This window comes from Microbacterium plantarum (assembly GCF_035231185.1).
GTDB classification, from domain to species: Bacteria; Actinomycetota; Actinomycetes; order Actinomycetales; family Microbacteriaceae; genus Microbacterium; species Microbacterium plantarum.
This window is the reverse complement of sequence record NZ_CP141117.1, coordinates 2748722-2763076: the sequence shown is the minus strand read 5'-3', so window position 1 is coordinate 2763076 and position 14355 is coordinate 2748722. Positions and strand designations below refer to the sequence as shown.

Genomic DNA, 14355 nt, shown 5'->3' with positions numbered 1-14355 from the left:
GCTCAGCCGTCCGACACCGACGACTGCCGGACGATGAGGCGGGTCGGCAGCGGGGTGGCCTCGGTGACGACATCGGGCTGCTCCACCACGAGCAGGACCTTCTGCATGATCAGGGCCCCCAGGGCCGGGAAGTCCTGCTCGACCGTCGTGAGCGCGGGATGGAGGAACGCCGCTTCGGGCACGTTGTCGAATCCGACGATGCCGACGTCCTCGGGCACCCGCAGACCGCGTTCGCGCAGCGCCGACAGTACTCCGATCGCCATGTGGTCGTTGCTCACGAAGATGCCGTCACCCGCGGCGATGTCGCTCTCGATCGCGATGCCGAACCCGCTCGCAGCCGACCAGTCGCCGTAGGTGAGCGGCGGGATGTCGAGCCGCCTCGCGACGAGCTCGTCGCGCCACCCGCGCACGCGCTCGGCGGCGTCGGGATTGCGGGCGGGGCCCGCGATGTGGTGGATGCGGCGGTGACCGCTCTCGGCGAGGTGGCGCACGGCGCTCCGCGCACCCCGGTACTGGTCGATCGACACGAGCTGCGGATGCGGCCGGCTGGTGGCGGCGACGGCGACCAGCGGGATGTCGAGCTCGAGCCCCTGGATGGCCGCGAGCACGTCGAGGTCGACCACGATGAGGACGATCGCGTCGACGCGCTGGCGCAGCAGGCCGTCGATCGCCGACCGCACGGCGGCGACGTCGCTCTCCGGCGAGCTGATCGCATCGACGTTGTAGCGTTCCGAGCGCGCGGCGAAGTTGAAGTGGGTCGCGACGGAGGTCGGCCCGAACTGCACCGTCCCCGGCGTGATCAGACCGATCGTCCGGGTGCGGCGGGTCACGAGCGCCCGCGCCGCGGGAGAGGGGCTGTAGCGCAGCTGCGCGATCGCCTTCTCGACCCGCTCGCGTGTGGCGGGCCGGACGTTCGGCATGTCGTTGAGCACCCGCGACACCGTCTGATGAGAGACACCGGCGAGTCTCGCGACGTCGAAGATGTTCGCTGCCCGGGGCGTGCGCGCGTCAGTCATCGGCCTCTTCGGTCTTGTCGTCGGCGCGCGCCACGAGGGCGATCAGCAGGTCGGAGCTGAGATCCGCGGCCGGTACGACGTGGGCGATGCGGCCGTCGCGGACGACCGCGATGGTGTGCGAGACCCGCAGCACCTCGTCGAGCTCGGCCGAGATGTAGACCACCGAGACGCCGTTGTCGGCGAGCTCTCCGACCAGGCGCTGCACCTCGGCCTTCGCGCCCACGTCGATGCCCCGCGTGGGCTCGTCGAGCACGACCACGCGGGGAGACAGGGCCAGCAGCCGCGCGAGCAGGACCTTCTGCTGGTTGCCGCCGGAGAGCTCCCGGACCGGGCGGTCGATGTCGGCGGGTCGGATGTTGAGGGCCTCGATCCAGCTGCGGGCGAGCTCGCGCGCGCGGGCGGCGCCCACGGGGCGCAGGATGCCGCGCTGCGCCTGCAGGGCGAGCGTGATGTTCTCGAGCACGCTGAGGTCGCCCAGCACACCGTCGGTGCGGCGGTTCTCCGACGAGTAGACGACACCCCGCCCGATCGCCGACCGCGGGCCGTGGCCCCCGAGCGGGGTGCCGTCGAGGAGCACCGTGCCCTCGTCGAGGCCGTCCACGCCCGTCAGCGCGCGGGCGAACTCCGTGCGTCCGGAACCCAGCAGGCCGGCGAACCCGATGACTTCGCCCTCGGCGAGCTCGAGGTCGAACGCATGTCGCGTGCGGCTCGACCGTGCTCCCCGGGCCGACAGCACGACCGGCCCGTCGCTCAGCGGCGCGATGTCGTCGTCGATCGCGGCGAGGCGGGCTGCGGAGTCGCCGAGCATCTTCTCGACGAGCTCGACGCGCAGGAGCTCGGTGGTGGAGTACTCGCCGACGAAGCGGCCGCCGCGCAGCACGGTGACCCGGTCGCACAACTCGTAGACCTGGTCGAGGAAGTGAGACACGAACAGCACCGCGATCCCGCGAGCGGTCAGCTCGCGGACGACGCGGAACAGCTCGGCGACCTCGTCGGCGTCGAGGCTCGAGGTCGGCTCGTCGAGCACGAGCACCCGCAGGTTCGATCCCGAGACCGCGCGCGCGATTGCCACCAGCTGCTGCACGGCGAGCGAGTGCGACGACAGCAGCGAACCCGGGTCGATCGAGACCCCGAGGGACTCGAGCGCCGAAGCGGCGCGGCGCCGCATCTCGGCATGGTCGATCAGCCCGAACCGGCGCGGTTCGCGTCCGAGCGAGACGTTCTCGGCGACCGTGAGGTTCGGCAGCAGGTCGATCTCCTGGTAGACGGTCGAGATGCCCGCCGCGAGCGCGTCCGCGGGGCGAGCGAGGTGCACCGGTGCGCCGTCGAGCAGGATCTCGCCGGCGTCCAGGCGGAGCGCGCCGGTGATCGCCTTGATGAGCGTCGACTTCCCGGCGCCGTTCTCGCCCATCAGCGAGTGCACCTCGCCCGCGAACAGCCGCAGATCGACGTTCGCGAGCGCCTGCTCGGGGCCGAAGCGCACGTCGGCGCCGCGCACCTCGAGCGTCGGCGCCGCCTCGGGATCCATGCGCACCATCATGCCGCCCCGATGCCCCGCCGCGCTGCCGCGGCGCGGCGGGCCGTCACCGCCGCGTCGCGGATCGGCTGACGATCACCCGCTGCACCACGACGAACACGAGCAGCAGCGCGCCCACCGTGATCCGCGTCCACGACTGCTCGGCGCCCAGGAACGAGATGATCGTGCGGATGAGCCCGTAGACGAAGACGCCGATGAGCGACCCGACGACGAACCCGCTGCCTCCCGTGAGGAGGGTGCCGCCGATCACGACCGCGGCGATCGTGTCGAGCTCGGTGCCGACGCCGTTGAGGGGATAGCCCGCGCCCGAGTAGGCCGTGAGCACGATGCCTGCGATCCCCGCGCACACGCCGCTGATGACGTACACCAGCAGGCGGGTGCGCACGACCGGCAGGCCCATGAGGCGCGCCGACTGCTCGCTGCCGCCGATCGCGTACACGGTGCGACCGAAGCGCGTGTAGCGCAGCACGAGCGCGGCCAGCACGACCGTGAGCAGGGCCAGGATGCCGGTGGGCGTGATGTACCAGCCGCCGACCGAGAGGCGGGTCGACTGCAGCCACAGCAGGCCTTCGTCGGCGACCTTGATCGACTCCAGGCTGACCACGAAGGCGAGGCCGCGCGCGAGGAACATCCCGATGAGCGAGGCGATGAAGGGCTGGACGTCGAAGAACTGCACCAGCACGCCGATCAGCAGGCCGATCGCGCCGCCGATCACGATCATCGCCGGCACTGCGACGGCGACGGGCACTCCCTCCGACAGCAGCCTCGCGCACAGGATGCCGGTGAAAGCCATCACGGCGCCGACCGACAGATCGATGCCGCCGGTGAGGATCACGAAGGTCATGCCGACAGCGAGCACCAGGAGGTAGGCGTTGTCGAGCAGGATCGACGACAGGATGCGGGGCAGCTGGAAGTTCGGGAAGTTGATCATGGCGCCCGCGATCATCACGACGAGGATCACGGCGGCGGCGAACACCGGCACGAGGGCGATGTGGCGGCTGAGGAAGCGGCGCCACGGGGTCAGGGCGCGCTCGTGCGCGCGGGGGGCAGCGGTGAGCGATGTCATGACAGCACCTTCGCGTCGGAGCGGGCGGAGACGGCGCGGGCCGCGGGGCGGGCACCGGAGGTGAACCAGCCGCGCACACGGCGCGACTGCAGCAGGACGACCACCAGCACGGCGCCGGCCATGAACACCGGGCTCACGGCGGGCGGGACCCCGAGGAAGGTGATCGTGGTCTTGAGGGTCTGGATCGTGAAGACGCCGATGACGGTTCCGGCGATGCTGAACTTGCCGCCCGCGAGCGACGTGCCGCCGAGCACGACGGCGAGGATCGCGTCGAGCTCGATGTACATCCCCGCCGCGTTCGCGTCGGCGGCCATGATGTTCGAGCTGTAGAGAATGCCCGCGATACCCGCGAGGGTGCCGCTGGCGATGTAGGTGCCCCAGATGATCCCGCGCGAGCGGACGCCCGCCAGGCGGCTCGCTTCGGGGTTGATGCCGACGGCCTCGGTCAGCATCCCGAGGGCGGTGCGCCGCTGGACGACGGCGACGACGATGATCGCGGCGACCGAGACGCACAGGGCGAACGGCAGGCCGAACACGTATCCCTGCGCCATGAACTGGTACGGCTCGCTGTTGATCGTCGTGATGAATCCGCGCGTGATGAGCAGAGCGACACCGCGTCCGGCGAGCATGAGGACGAGCGTGGCGATGATCGGCTGGATGCCGAGCACCGCGACCAGGAAACCGTTCCACGCGCCCAGGACGAGAGAGGTGCCGACACCCGCCGCGATCGCGATCGCGACGACGCCGAGATTCCCCGGCTCGGGCGATGCCTCGATGATCGTGAGGGCGACGGCGCCCGACACGGCCATGATCGCGCCCACGGACAGGTCGATCCCGCGGGTGGCGATCACGAGCGTCATCCCGAGGGCGACGAGCATGAGCGGAGCGCTGTTGCGGAGGATGTCGATGAGCGAGCCGTACAGCTGACCGTTCTGCACCGTCACGCTGAGGAACGAGGGCCGTGACACGGTGTTCACCGCGATCAAGGCCACGAGGGCGAGCGCCGGCCAGACGAGCCGGTGCGTGATGAGCTTCTTCACGCGATCTTCTCCTTATCCGAGGGGTTCTCGGCGTCGCCTTCGGCGATGAAGGCGACCAGTGTGTCGACGTCCACATCCTGGGTCATGAGTTCGCCGATCTTGCGGCGATCGCGCAGAACGGCGACGCGTTGCGCGATGCGCAGCACCTCCTCGAGCTCCGACGAGATGAAGACGACGGCGAGGCCCTGAGCCGCGAGCTCGGCGACCTTGCGCTGGATGTCGGCCTTGGCGCCGACGTCGATTCCGCGGGTGGGCTCGTCGAGGATGAGCAGTTCGGGCGCGGTGGCCAGCCATCGCGCCAGCAGCACCTTCTGCTGGTTGCCTCCCGAGAGGTTGCGCACGAGGGCGTTCGGGTCGGCGGGGCGGACGCCGAGGGCCTCGAGGTACTCGGCCACGAGTGCGTCGCGTTCGCTCTGCGGGACCCGGCGCAGCGCGCCGCGCCGCGCCTGCACGCCGAGCACGATGTTTTCGGCGACGGTGAGGTCCGCGATGATGCCCTCGGATCGGCGGTCCTCCGAGGAGAACGCGATGCCGTGATCGAGTGCGTGACGCGGGGTGGTCAGACGGGTAGGGACGCCGTCGACCTCGACGGAGCCGGCATCCGATCGATCTGCGCCGGCGAGCAGGCGCGCCAGTTCGGTGCGGCCCGAGCCGAGCAGGCCCGCGATCCCGACGACCTCTCCGCGGTGCACATCGAGATCGGACGCCTCGATGACGCCGCGGCGTCCGACGCCGCGGGCACGCAGAACCGGGACGGCGTCGCGGTCGATCTCGCGTTCAGCGGTCGACGACAGGGCGTCGAGGGCGCTCAGCTCGCGTCCGATCATGCGCGCCACGAGGGCCTCGCGTCCGAGCTCGGCGATGGGGTACTCCCCGACGAGCCCGCCGTTGCGCAGCACCGTGAGACGGTCGGAGATCTCGTAGATCTGGTCGAGGAAGTGCGAGACGAACAGGATGGCGACGCCGCGGTCGCGGAGGCGCCGCATGACGGCGAAAAGCTGCTCGACCTCGCCGCGGTCGAGGCTCGACGTGGGCTCGTCCAGGATGAGGACCCGCGTGTCGATGACCATCGACCGGCTGATCGCGACGAGCTGCTGCACCGCGATCGAGTGGCTGGCCAGCACGGAGTGTGTGTCGACGTCGAGACCGAGCTCCGCGAGGTGTCCGGCGGCCGCCTCGTGCGTTGCGCGCCAGTCGATGCGTCCGGCGCGGCGCACCTCGTTGCCGAGCATCACGTTCTCGGCGACCGAGAGGTTGGCGCAGAGGTTCACCTCTTGATAGACCGTCGAGATCCCCGCGGCCTGCGCGTCGGCGGTGCTGCGGAACGAGCGCTCGCGTCCGTCGACGACGATGCTGCCGCTGTCGATCGCGTAGACGCCCGTGAGTGCCTTGATGAGTGTGGACTTGCCGGCGCCGTTCTCTCCCATGAGGGAGTGGATCTCACCGCCGTAGAGCGTGAGATCGACGGCATCGAGTGCCTTCACGCCGGGGAACTGGATGGTGATTCCGCGCATGGCGACTGCGACGGGGCGTTCCGTGGTCATCATCGACCCGCTTTCTGGAAGGGGTGGCGGATCAGTAGGGGCGGCTGTCCAGGACTTCCTTCGCCTGCTCCTGCGTGAAGCTCTGGTCCTCGACGATGTAGGTCTTGTCGACCGACTCGCCCGCGACGACGGACTTCACGACCTCGGCCGTCTTCTCGCCGAGCAGCGGGTTGCACTCGACGATGAAGTTGAACTCGCCGTTCGCGAGAGCGGTCATGCCGTCCTTGACCGCATCGATCGTCACGATCTGGATGTCGGTGCCCGGCTTCATGCCCGCCGCCTTGATGGCGTCGAGGGCACCGAGACCCATGTCGTCGTTGTGAGCGAAGAGCACGTTGATCTCGGAGCCGAACTTCTGCAGGAAGCCCTCCATCACGGTCTTGCCCTCGGCGCGGGTGAAGTTGCCGGTCTGCGAGTCCAGCACCGTGATGTCGGTGCCGGCCACGGCGGCGTCGAAGCCGGTCTGCCGGTCGGTCGCGGCGGACGATCCGGTCGTCCCCTCCAGGATCACCATGTTCGTCGGCTTCGAGCCGAAGTTCTCGGCGACCCACTCGCCGGCGGTCTTGCCCTCCTGCTCGAAGTCGAGCCCGATCCAGCTGGCGTAGAGGTCCTCGGATGCCGAGACCGTGCGGTCTTCGAGGATGACGGGGATTCCGGCATCCTTCGCCTCCTTCAGCACGTCGTCCCAGCCGTCGCTGACGATGGGGGCCAGGACGATCGCGTCGACGCCCTGGTTGATGAAGCTGCGCACCGCGGCGATCTGCGCCTCGGGCTTGTTGTCGGCGGCGTTGAAGATCAGGTCGAAGCCGTTCTCAGCCGAGAACGCCTCCTTGATCGACTCGGTGTTGGCGCTGCGCCATCCGCTCTCGGAGCCGGTCTGGGCGAACCCGACCGTGATGACGTCGTCGCCGCCGGACGCACCGGGGGAGCTGGAGCTCGCGCACGCCGTGGCGCTGAGCGCAACGACGCCGAGCATGGCGATCGCGGTGACGACGGACTTCACCTGGGACATCGGAAACCTCCTCGTTTCGTCCGGCGGCGTCGCCGGATCTCTGATGCGTGTCACCTCTCGGGGACGCTCGAATGTTAGCGCTCACAACACGGGTGCTGTCAAGAGCGTCTCGGGTCACGAAAGCGCAACGCCAGGGGTTCTGTGCCATAGGTCGCCTCGGTGATCCGTTTCATCGAGGTGAGCGCTCACAAGAGCGGTGGGCCATGACTGCACCGAGCGGCGATGCCGGTGTCAAGTGCCCTAGCGAGCGTCGCGCGGATCGGGATAGGGCTGGGCCAGGGCCGAGGGGCGGCCCGTCACGACAGGAGGCGGCACCGTGTGCACAGGAGTCAGTTACACCACCCGCGATCACTACTTCGGCCGGAATCTCGACCTCGAGTTCTCGTATCACGAGGAGGTAGTCGTGACCCCGCGGAACTTCCCTTTCCGGTTCCGCCGGGTCGACCCGCTCGAGACGCATCACGCGATCATCGGCATCGCGACGATCGCGAGTTCATCCCCTGGGTGCTCGGACGATTCGAGACCGTCGACGAGGTCGAGGCCGCCCTGGCTGGCGTCACGATCGTCGACGTCTCGTTCAGCGAGGCCTTCCCCGCGTCGCCGCTGCACTGGATCATCGCCGACCGCTCGCGTTCGATCACGGTCGAGAGCGTTCGGGAGGGTCTGCGCGTCTCGCCGGAGCTGCCGCCGGATCGCTACAGCCGCGGCATGGGGGCGATCGGGCTCCCCGGCGATCTCTCGTCGTCCTCCCGGTTCGTCAGGGCCGCCTTCACGCGTGTCGACATGCACCGGGAAGACCTCGACGCCGATGCTCTCGTGCACTACCCGCTGGTGACCGGCCAGCAGATCAACATGCAGAACTGACGGCGTTCATATCGCATTCGCGCCGTGAACGCGAGCGGGTGCGCGGGCGGAACCGGTCGACCTACCGTGTGATGACCGGGATGAACCGTCCCGGCATCCGGGGATCAGACCCGGACGCAGATCGACGGAAGGGGCCGATATGGGACTCGACGACAAGATCAAGAACGCAGCTCAGGACGTCGCCGGCAAGGCCAAGGAGGCCACCGGCAAGGCGACCGACAACGAGCGTCTCGAAGCCGAAGGTCACAAGGACCAGACCGCTGCCAACGTCAAGAAGGCCGGCGAGAACGTCAAGGACGCCTTCAAGTAAGACGCTCCCTCACGCGAGCGCCCCGGGTCCCCGCGACCCGGGGCGCTCTGCTGTGCGTGCGGCGCCGCGGATCCATTCATATGACTGGATCGGCCTACCACGGGCGGCCTCGGGACTCAAGCGCTTCCTGCCCGGTCCGCGGTGTCGGACGATTCCCTCATGACAGACCTGCTCGCGCCGGACACGGCCGCGGACGAGCCCGCGCGTCCTGGCACCGACGCCGAGCTCGGCGCGCTTCTCACCGCCGTCGCCGCCGGCGACCGGGGAGCGCTCGCCGACCTGTACGACGCGACGTCAGCCGCCGCCTTCGGGCTCGCGCTGCGGCTGACCGCGAACCGAGCGGCCGCCGAAGAGGTGGTGCGGGAAGCGTTCCTGAATGTCTGGCGCGACGCCCGCCGCTACGACCCCGGTGCGGCCCCCGTCCGCGCGTGGATCCTCGGGCACCTCCGGCGTTGCGTCCTCGATCGCGGTGGGCTGGCCGGGCTGCGCGAAGCGCTCACACGCGTCCACGAGACGGGCGGGCCCGCCTGAGCGCCGGCCTGTACCGCACCCGGCGGCATCGAGCAACCCGACGTCGTCGGGTGCGCGGGACCGAAAGACTGGGGCATGGCCTTCATCGGATATCACGCTTCGCACGAACAGCTCGCGCCCAGCGCGCTCCTGGAAGCCGTCATCGAAGCCGAACGCGTCGGCTTCGACGGGGCGTTCAGCGCTGACCATCTCGCCCCGTGGACGCCGCGTCAGGGGCATTCCGGGAACACGATCGCTTGGCTGGGCGCAGCGCTCGCGTCGACGCGGTTCCCCATCGGGTCCGTGTCGACTCCCGGGCAGCTGTATCATCCCGTCGTCAGCGCACAGGCGATCGCCACCCTCGCCGAGATGTTCCCCGGCCGGTACTTCGCGGCGCTCGGCAGCGGTGAGCTGCTCAACGAGCACGTCACGGGGGCGCCCTGGCCATCCAAGGACGAGCGCACGGCACGCCTGGGGGAGTGCGTCGACGTCATGCGGGGGCTGCTCGCGGGTGAGAAGGTCGATCACGACGGCCGCGTCCGCGTGCATGAGGCCCGGCTGTGGAGCCTGCCCACCGGACCGGCGACGCTCATGGCCACCGCGGCCTCGCAGGAGACGGCGCGCTGGGCCGCCGGGTGGGCCGATGGGCTCGTCACGGTCGGGACGAGCCGCGAGCAGGTCGCCGAGATCGTCAGCGCCTACCTGGATGCCGGCGGCCTCGGTCCCACGTGCCTGCAGGTCCACATCGCCCTCGCCGAATCGTCGGACGAAGCCGCCGCGCTCGTGCGCGACCAGTGGCTCCACGGCGTCGTGACGCCCCCGGAGGCGTGGGACATCGCTCAGCCTGAGGACTTCGCGGCCCGCGCGGGCGACCCCACAGACGCCGAACTCGCCGAGCACGTCATCATCGGCGTCGACTCGCCGAGCGGCATCGCCGAGCTGGCGGACCGTCTCGCCGGCCTCGTCTCCACCGGTTTCGACCGGCTCTACATCCACGAGATCTCCCAGGACCAACGCGCCTTCCTCGGCGAGCGGGCGGAGGCGCTCCTGCACGCGCTGCGCGAACGGCTCGGCGCGAGAACCGACCTCCCCGGAGGCGCACGATGAGGATCTCCGACACGAGCGACCTCTGGTGGAAGAACGCGGTGCTGTACTGCGTGGACGTCGAGAAGTACCTCGATGACGACGGCGACGGCGACGGCGATCTGCAGGGCCTCGCTCGGCGGCTGCCCTACCTCGCCGACCTCGGTGTCACCTGCCTGTGGCTCATGCCCTTCTACCCGACGCCCGGACGCGACAACGGCTACGACGTGTCGGACTACTACGGGGTCGATCCTCGGGTGGGGTCCCACGGCGACTTCGTCGAGCTCATCCGTACCGCTGAGGACCGCGGTATCCGGGTCATCGTCGATCTCGTCATGAACCACACCTCCGACCGGCATCCCTGGTTCCTCTCGGCGCGCGAGAGCCGCGAATCGCCCTACCGCGACTTCTACGTGTGGCGGGACGAGATCCCCGACGACCCCCGTGAGACGCAGTTCCCCGGCGAGGAGGACGGCGTCTGGGAGTGGGACGAGAAGACTGGGCAGTACTACCTCCACAGCTTCTACGCCCACCAGCCGGATCTGAACGCCGAGAACCCGGCCGTCCAGCGCGAACTCGCGAAGGTCATGGGCTTCTGGCTGCAGCTGGGAGTCTCCGGCTTCCGGGTGGACGCGGTGCCCTCGTTCGTCTCCTCGCCAGAGCGCCGCGAGCCGCAGCGCGATCACGATGTCCTGCGCGCGCTGCGGCGCTTCGCCCAGCGGCGCTCGAGCGCGGCGATGCTCGTGGGCGAGGTCAACGTCCCGCACGATGAGCAGGCCGCGTACTTCGGGGTCGACGGCGACGGCGAGCTGCACATGCAGTTCGACTTCGCCAGCAACCAGGCGCTGTATCTCTCGCTCGCGCGAGAAGACCCGCAGCCGCTGCGCTCCGCGCTCGAGAGCCGGCCCGACATCTCGACGATCTCGCAGTGGGCGAACTTCGTCCGCAACCACGATGAGCTCACCCTCGATCAGCTGTCGGACGCCGAGCGCGAAGAGGTCTTCGCCGCCTTCGCCCCCGAGGAGTCGATGCAGGTCTTCGGGCGCGGCATTCGGCGACGCCTTCCTCCGATGCTGGGCGGCGATCCGCGCCGCATCCGACTCGTCTACAGCCTGCTCTTCTCGCTCCCCGGAACACCGGTGCTGCTGTACGGCGAGGAGATCGGGATGGGTGAGAACCTCGACATCGACGAGCGAGACGCCGTCCGCGTGCCGATGCAGTGGCGTCCCGACGGCGGATTCTCCACCGCCGCCGCGAGCGCGCATCCGCTGCCGTCGCCCGAGGGGCCGTATGGGCCCCAGCACGTGAACGTCGAGGCGCAGCTCATGGCCCCCGACTCGCTGTTCGCGTTCGTCCGCGGGCTCGCGCGGAGCTACCGGCAGTCCCCGGAGATCGGCTGGGGCGACCTCGAGCTCGTACCCGCCACCGCGCCGTCTGTACTCGCGCATGGCGCCCGCACGAGCGAGAGCCGATTCGTCGCCGTGCACAACTTCGCGGGGGAGCCGGTCGCCTTCGAGATCGACCTCGGCGAGGAGCCCGACGGCACCGAGCTCGTCTGCCTCGCCTCGGGCGAGAGCTGGGCGCTCGAGGGGGCCACGGTCTCGATGGAGCTCGACGGCTACGGTGCGCGCCGCCTGCGCGTCACGCGCCCGGGTGACGGGCGCCTGCGCTGAGGGGGTTAATCCGCGGGTGAAGCCTCGGGTGAAATCCTCCCCGGGGGCGGTGTGGGCGTCCGGTTCGCGAGCAGGATGGGGACGGGAGCTCGGGAGACGGGGAACGGAAGGCCGGGGGGATCGTCCGTTCCCCGCCTCCGGGCCCGGTCGGCGCTAGCGGGCGATGGTCGTCACGGCGTCGCCCGACCACACGATGACCTCGTCGTCGAAAGCGGCGATCGCCGCCGGCGCGGCCGGATCGCTGTCGGGGATGCACTCCGGGGTCGAGGCTGTTCCCGCCGCGTCGACCCACGTCAGGGCCAAGGTTCCCGCGCAGGCATCCGTCCCGGCGCTCACGAGCGCGGTCGCGCGGCCCAGGACATCGAGAGCGACGACATCCGCGAGCGGCAGAGGAGCGAACGCACCGCTGCCGACGCGGGTGTGGGCGACCCCGTCGCACACCAGAGCGGTCTGCTGCGCCCCCACTCGCACGCTGGCGGGGGCGGCGCAGGGGAGCGCGACCTCGCCCGAGGGCGACGCCAGCACCGTGGGTGCGGAGCCCGAGGGATAGGTCGCTCGCGCCAGGAGATCGGGGTACGGGTCCCAGAACCGGCCCTGCGTGTACGTCCGCAGCAGCTGGGGAGAGCAGTCCGCCGCATCGGCGATCAGCTCGGCCTCGGTGCCGGACAGACCCGACAGCGCGCGGACCTGAGCGATGCCGCGGGAACGCGGGGTGACGTCGACCCAGGTGGTGCCGCCGTCGTCTGATCGCTCGACGACCGGTTCGCCGGCGCCGCAGGCTCCCGCCGTCGCGCGCCACAGCATGCCCTCGGCTGAGCGAGCGAGGAAGCGCTCCTCGGCACCGCCCGTGGCGGGGGTCGCGCTCGACGACGGTGAAGCGCTCGCGTCCGGCCCCGGCCCCCGGAACGAGAAGGTCGGCACGGGGCCCGCGGTCGGCGCGCCCGACGGCTGCGGACTGCGGTCGTGCTGCAGCGCCAGCGCCGTGAGCGCGACCACGACGAGCGCGAGCGCGCCGACGCCGGCCACCGACAACGCGCGGGCGATGGGCGGTGCGGTCAGGTCACGTCGCGCCATGCGCCATCAGCTCGCAGAAGGACCGGAGCGGCGGGACTCGTCGGAGGAGCGAGCGCGGAAGCCGAGGTCATCGAGCGTCGGAGCCGGACCGGTCTCGACCGGCTCGGCGCGGCGTCCCCGACGACCACGCGGCTGCTTCGCCGGGGCAGCGGCTTTGCCACGGCGAGCCTCGCGGGCCGCGTTCTCCTCCTGCGTGTAGCCGTAGCCGTAGCCGTAACCGCCGTAGTACGCGTCGGGCCCGCGGGTGGGCACCATCGTCAGCACCACGCCGGCGACCTTGGCGTCGACGGTCTGAAGAGCGTCGATGGCGCCGGTGAGCTGGTGGCGGGTCGTCCGGCCCGCCGCGACACCGACGATCGCTCCGCTGGTCGCACGGGCGAGGATGGCCGCGTCCGTCACGGGCAGGAGCGGCGGGGCGTCGCACAGCACCACGTCGAAGTCGCGCTCCAGGACCTCGAGCAGCTGACGCATCTGGGGCGATGCGAGCAGCTCGCTCGGGTTCGGCGGGATCTTGCCCGACGGCAGCACATACAGGCTGCGACCGCCCCAGGGCAGCATGACGTCGCCCAGGCGTGCTCGGCCGATCAGCACATCGGTGAGGCCCGCTCCGCCCTCGAGGCCGAGATACTCGTCGACCTTCGGCTTGCGCAGGTCGGTGTCGAGCAGGGCGACCTTCTTGCCGGCGTCGGCGAGGGCGATCGCGAGGTTGATGGTCGTGGTCGACTTGCCTTCGCTCGGCACCGAGCTCGTGACGACGAAGCTGGAGCGGCCACCCATGTCGAGGAACTGCAGGTTGGTGCGCAGCGCGCGGAACGATTCCGCGCGGGGGCTCAACGGATCGGCGTGCACGATGAGCGGCCGGTCCTTCGCCTTCGGGTCGAAGGCGATGGCGCCGATGAGGGGCGACTCGGTGACCTGCTCCACATCGCGCGAGCTGCGGATGCGGGTGTCGAGCACGGTGCGCAGGACCGCGATCCCGATGCCGAGCGCCAGGCCGACGAGGAGGCCGAGCGCGAGGTTGAGGGGAACGTTCGGGCTCGACGGGCTGAGGGCCGGCTGGGCGTCGCGGACGCGCGACAGCTGAATGGGGCTCGCGCCCGACTCGCTCGCGGGCTCGATCGCGGGGACCGCCGCCGACAGGCTCGCAGCCAGGGCGTTGGCGATGTCCGCCGCCGCGACCGGATCGGTGTCGACCACGGTGATCGTGATGAGCGTCGTGTTCAGGGCAGCGCTCGCGTTGACCTTCTCGGCGAGCTGGCCCGCCGTCGTCCCGAGGCCGAGCTCGGCGATCACCGGGTTCATCACGATCGGCGTCGAGACGAGGCCGACGTACGTGTTGATCCGCGCCTGCGCGAACGTCGACCCCTGCTGCAGCTCGGCGACGCTGCCGGAGGTCTGCGTCGAGACGAAGACCGTGCTGGACGATTCGTAGGTGGGCGTGCGCGTCAGCGAGTACGCGGCCGCGGCGCCCACACCGACGAGGGTGACCACGAGGATCACGATCCAGTTCTTGCGGAGGATGCGAATGTAGTCGGAGAGCTCCATGCTGCCCTTCGGTGCGCGCCACGAGGGCATCGGCGGAAACTCGGATCAGTCTGCCACAGCCATGTTTCCGGCCGGGGTCGG

Annotated in this window: 12 protein-coding genes and 1 pseudogene; 5 read left to right on the top strand and 8 right to left on the bottom strand. The window is 70.3% G+C overall.

Going from position 1 to position 14355, the window contains the following annotated elements; genetic code table 11:
• Window positions 1-2: 2 nt before the first annotated feature.
• The 6 genes from VC184_RS13370 to VC184_RS13345 all read right to left on the bottom strand — a co-directional run bounded on the left by VC184_RS13370 (window position 3) and on the right by VC184_RS13345 (window position 7215).
• A complete protein-coding gene (locus VC184_RS13370) occupies window positions 3-1016 on the bottom strand; it encodes a LacI family DNA-binding transcriptional regulator (protein ID WP_274179377.1) in 1014 nt (337 codons plus the stop codon).
• Window positions 1009-2553, bottom strand: a complete 1545-nt coding sequence (locus VC184_RS13365; RefSeq protein WP_407667143.1) for a sugar ABC transporter ATP-binding protein — start codon at window positions 2551-2553, stop codon at window positions 1009-1011. The genes VC184_RS13370 and VC184_RS13365 overlap by 8 nt, the downstream gene beginning before the upstream one ends.
• Before the next feature lie 46 nt (window positions 2554-2599).
• A complete protein-coding gene (locus VC184_RS13360; protein ID WP_274179375.1) occupies window positions 2600-3619 on the bottom strand; it encodes an ABC transporter permease subunit in 1020 nt (339 codons plus the stop codon).
• Window positions 3616-4659, bottom strand: coding sequence for an ABC transporter permease (locus tag VC184_RS13355; RefSeq protein ID WP_112617864.1), 1044 nt, complete (start codon window positions 4657-4659; stop codon window positions 3616-3618). Before VC184_RS13355 ends, VC184_RS13360 begins: the two co-directional genes overlap by 4 nt.
• Window positions 4656-6173 carry a sugar ABC transporter ATP-binding protein gene (locus tag VC184_RS13350; protein ID WP_240309640.1) on the bottom strand — a complete coding sequence of 506 codons (1518 nt, stop codon included), beginning with the start codon at window positions 6171-6173 and terminating at the stop codon, window positions 4656-4658. The genes VC184_RS13355 and VC184_RS13350 overlap by 4 nt, the downstream gene beginning before the upstream one ends.
• A 61-nt stretch (window positions 6174-6234) precedes the next feature.
• Window positions 6235-7215, bottom strand: coding sequence for an ABC transporter substrate-binding protein (locus tag VC184_RS13345; protein WP_114587640.1), 981 nt, complete (start codon window positions 7213-7215; stop codon window positions 6235-6237).
• Window positions 7216-7531: 316 nt separating this feature from the next.
• Here VC184_RS13345 and VC184_RS13340 point away from each other — a divergent pair.
• From VC184_RS13340 to VC184_RS13320, 5 genes and pseudogenes are all read left to right on the top strand, one after another.
• A pseudogene (locus VC184_RS13340) lies at window positions 7532-8079 on the top strand (linear amide C-N hydrolase).
• Between the two features lie 139 nt (window positions 8080-8218).
• Entirely contained in the window at window positions 8219-8389 is a 171-nt protein-coding gene (locus VC184_RS13335) for a CsbD family protein (protein WP_094260399.1), read from the top strand.
• Window positions 8390-8548: 159 nt separating this feature from the next.
• Complete coding sequence (locus VC184_RS13330; protein WP_282501480.1) at window positions 8549-8920, top strand: sigma factor; 372 nt, start codon at window positions 8549-8551, stop codon at window positions 8918-8920.
• A 75-nt stretch (window positions 8921-8995) separates the two neighbouring features.
• A complete protein-coding gene (locus VC184_RS13325; RefSeq protein ID WP_323986545.1) occupies window positions 8996-10006 on the top strand; it encodes an LLM class flavin-dependent oxidoreductase in 1011 nt (336 codons plus the stop codon).
• On the top strand, window positions 10003-11655 hold the full coding sequence (locus VC184_RS13320) for an alpha-amylase family protein (RefSeq protein ID WP_323986543.1): 1653 nt from the start codon (window positions 10003-10005) through the stop codon (window positions 11653-11655). The genes VC184_RS13325 and VC184_RS13320 overlap by 4 nt, the downstream gene beginning before the upstream one ends.
• 153 nt (window positions 11656-11808) lie before the next feature.
• Here VC184_RS13320 and VC184_RS13315 read toward each other — a convergent pair whose 3' ends face one another.
• Together VC184_RS13315 and VC184_RS13310 are read right to left on the bottom strand one after the other, a co-directional pair.
• The gene (locus VC184_RS13315) at window positions 11809-12729 is read right to left on the bottom strand and encodes a hypothetical protein (protein ID WP_323986541.1); all 921 of its coding nucleotides are present in this window, start codon (window positions 12727-12729) and stop codon (window positions 11809-11811) included.
• A 6-nt stretch (window positions 12730-12735) separates the two neighbouring features.
• Window positions 12736-14274 (bottom strand): polysaccharide biosynthesis tyrosine autokinase, encoded by a 1539-nt coding sequence (locus tag VC184_RS13310; protein WP_323987769.1) that lies wholly within the window; start codon window positions 14272-14274, stop codon window positions 12736-12738.
• Window positions 14275-14355: the final 81 nt, after the last annotated feature.

Excerpts from the sequence above, each read along its gene's own strand:
- VC184_RS13320 (WP_323986543.1), top strand. The coding sequence starts at position 10,003 with ATGAGGATCTCCGACACGAGCGACCTCTGGTGGAAGAACGCGGTGCTG.
- VC184_RS13345 (WP_114587640.1), bottom strand. The coding sequence starts at position 7,215 with ATGTCCCAGGTGAAGTCCGTCGTCACCGCGATCGCCATGCTCGGCGTC.
- VC184_RS13310 (WP_323987769.1), bottom strand. The coding sequence starts at position 14,274 with ATGGAGCTCTCCGACTACATTCGCATCCTCCGCAAGAACTGGATCGTG.
- VC184_RS13315 (WP_323986541.1), bottom strand. The coding sequence starts at position 12,729 with ATGGCGCGACGTGACCTGACCGCACCGCCCATCGCCCGCGCGTTGTCG.
- VC184_RS13335 (WP_094260399.1), top strand. The coding sequence starts at position 8,219 with ATGGGACTCGACGACAAGATCAAGAACGCAGCTCAGGACGTCGCCGGC.
- VC184_RS13325 (WP_323986545.1), top strand. The coding sequence starts at position 8,996 with ATGGCCTTCATCGGATATCACGCTTCGCACGAACAGCTCGCGCCCAGC.
- VC184_RS13365 (WP_407667143.1), bottom strand. The coding sequence starts at position 2,553 with ATGGTGCGCATGGATCCCGAGGCGGCGCCGACGCTCGAGGTGCGCGGC.
- VC184_RS13330 (WP_282501480.1), top strand. The coding sequence starts at position 8,549 with ATGACAGACCTGCTCGCGCCGGACACGGCCGCGGACGAGCCCGCGCGT.
- VC184_RS13360 (WP_274179375.1), bottom strand. The coding sequence starts at position 3,619 with ATGACATCGCTCACCGCTGCCCCCCGCGCGCACGAGCGCGCCCTGACC.
- VC184_RS13370 (WP_274179377.1), bottom strand. The coding sequence starts at position 1,016 with ATGACTGACGCGCGCACGCCCCGGGCAGCGAACATCTTCGACGTCGCG.
- VC184_RS13350 (WP_240309640.1), bottom strand. The coding sequence starts at position 6,173 with ATGCGCGGAATCACCATCCAGTTCCCCGGCGTGAAGGCACTCGATGCC.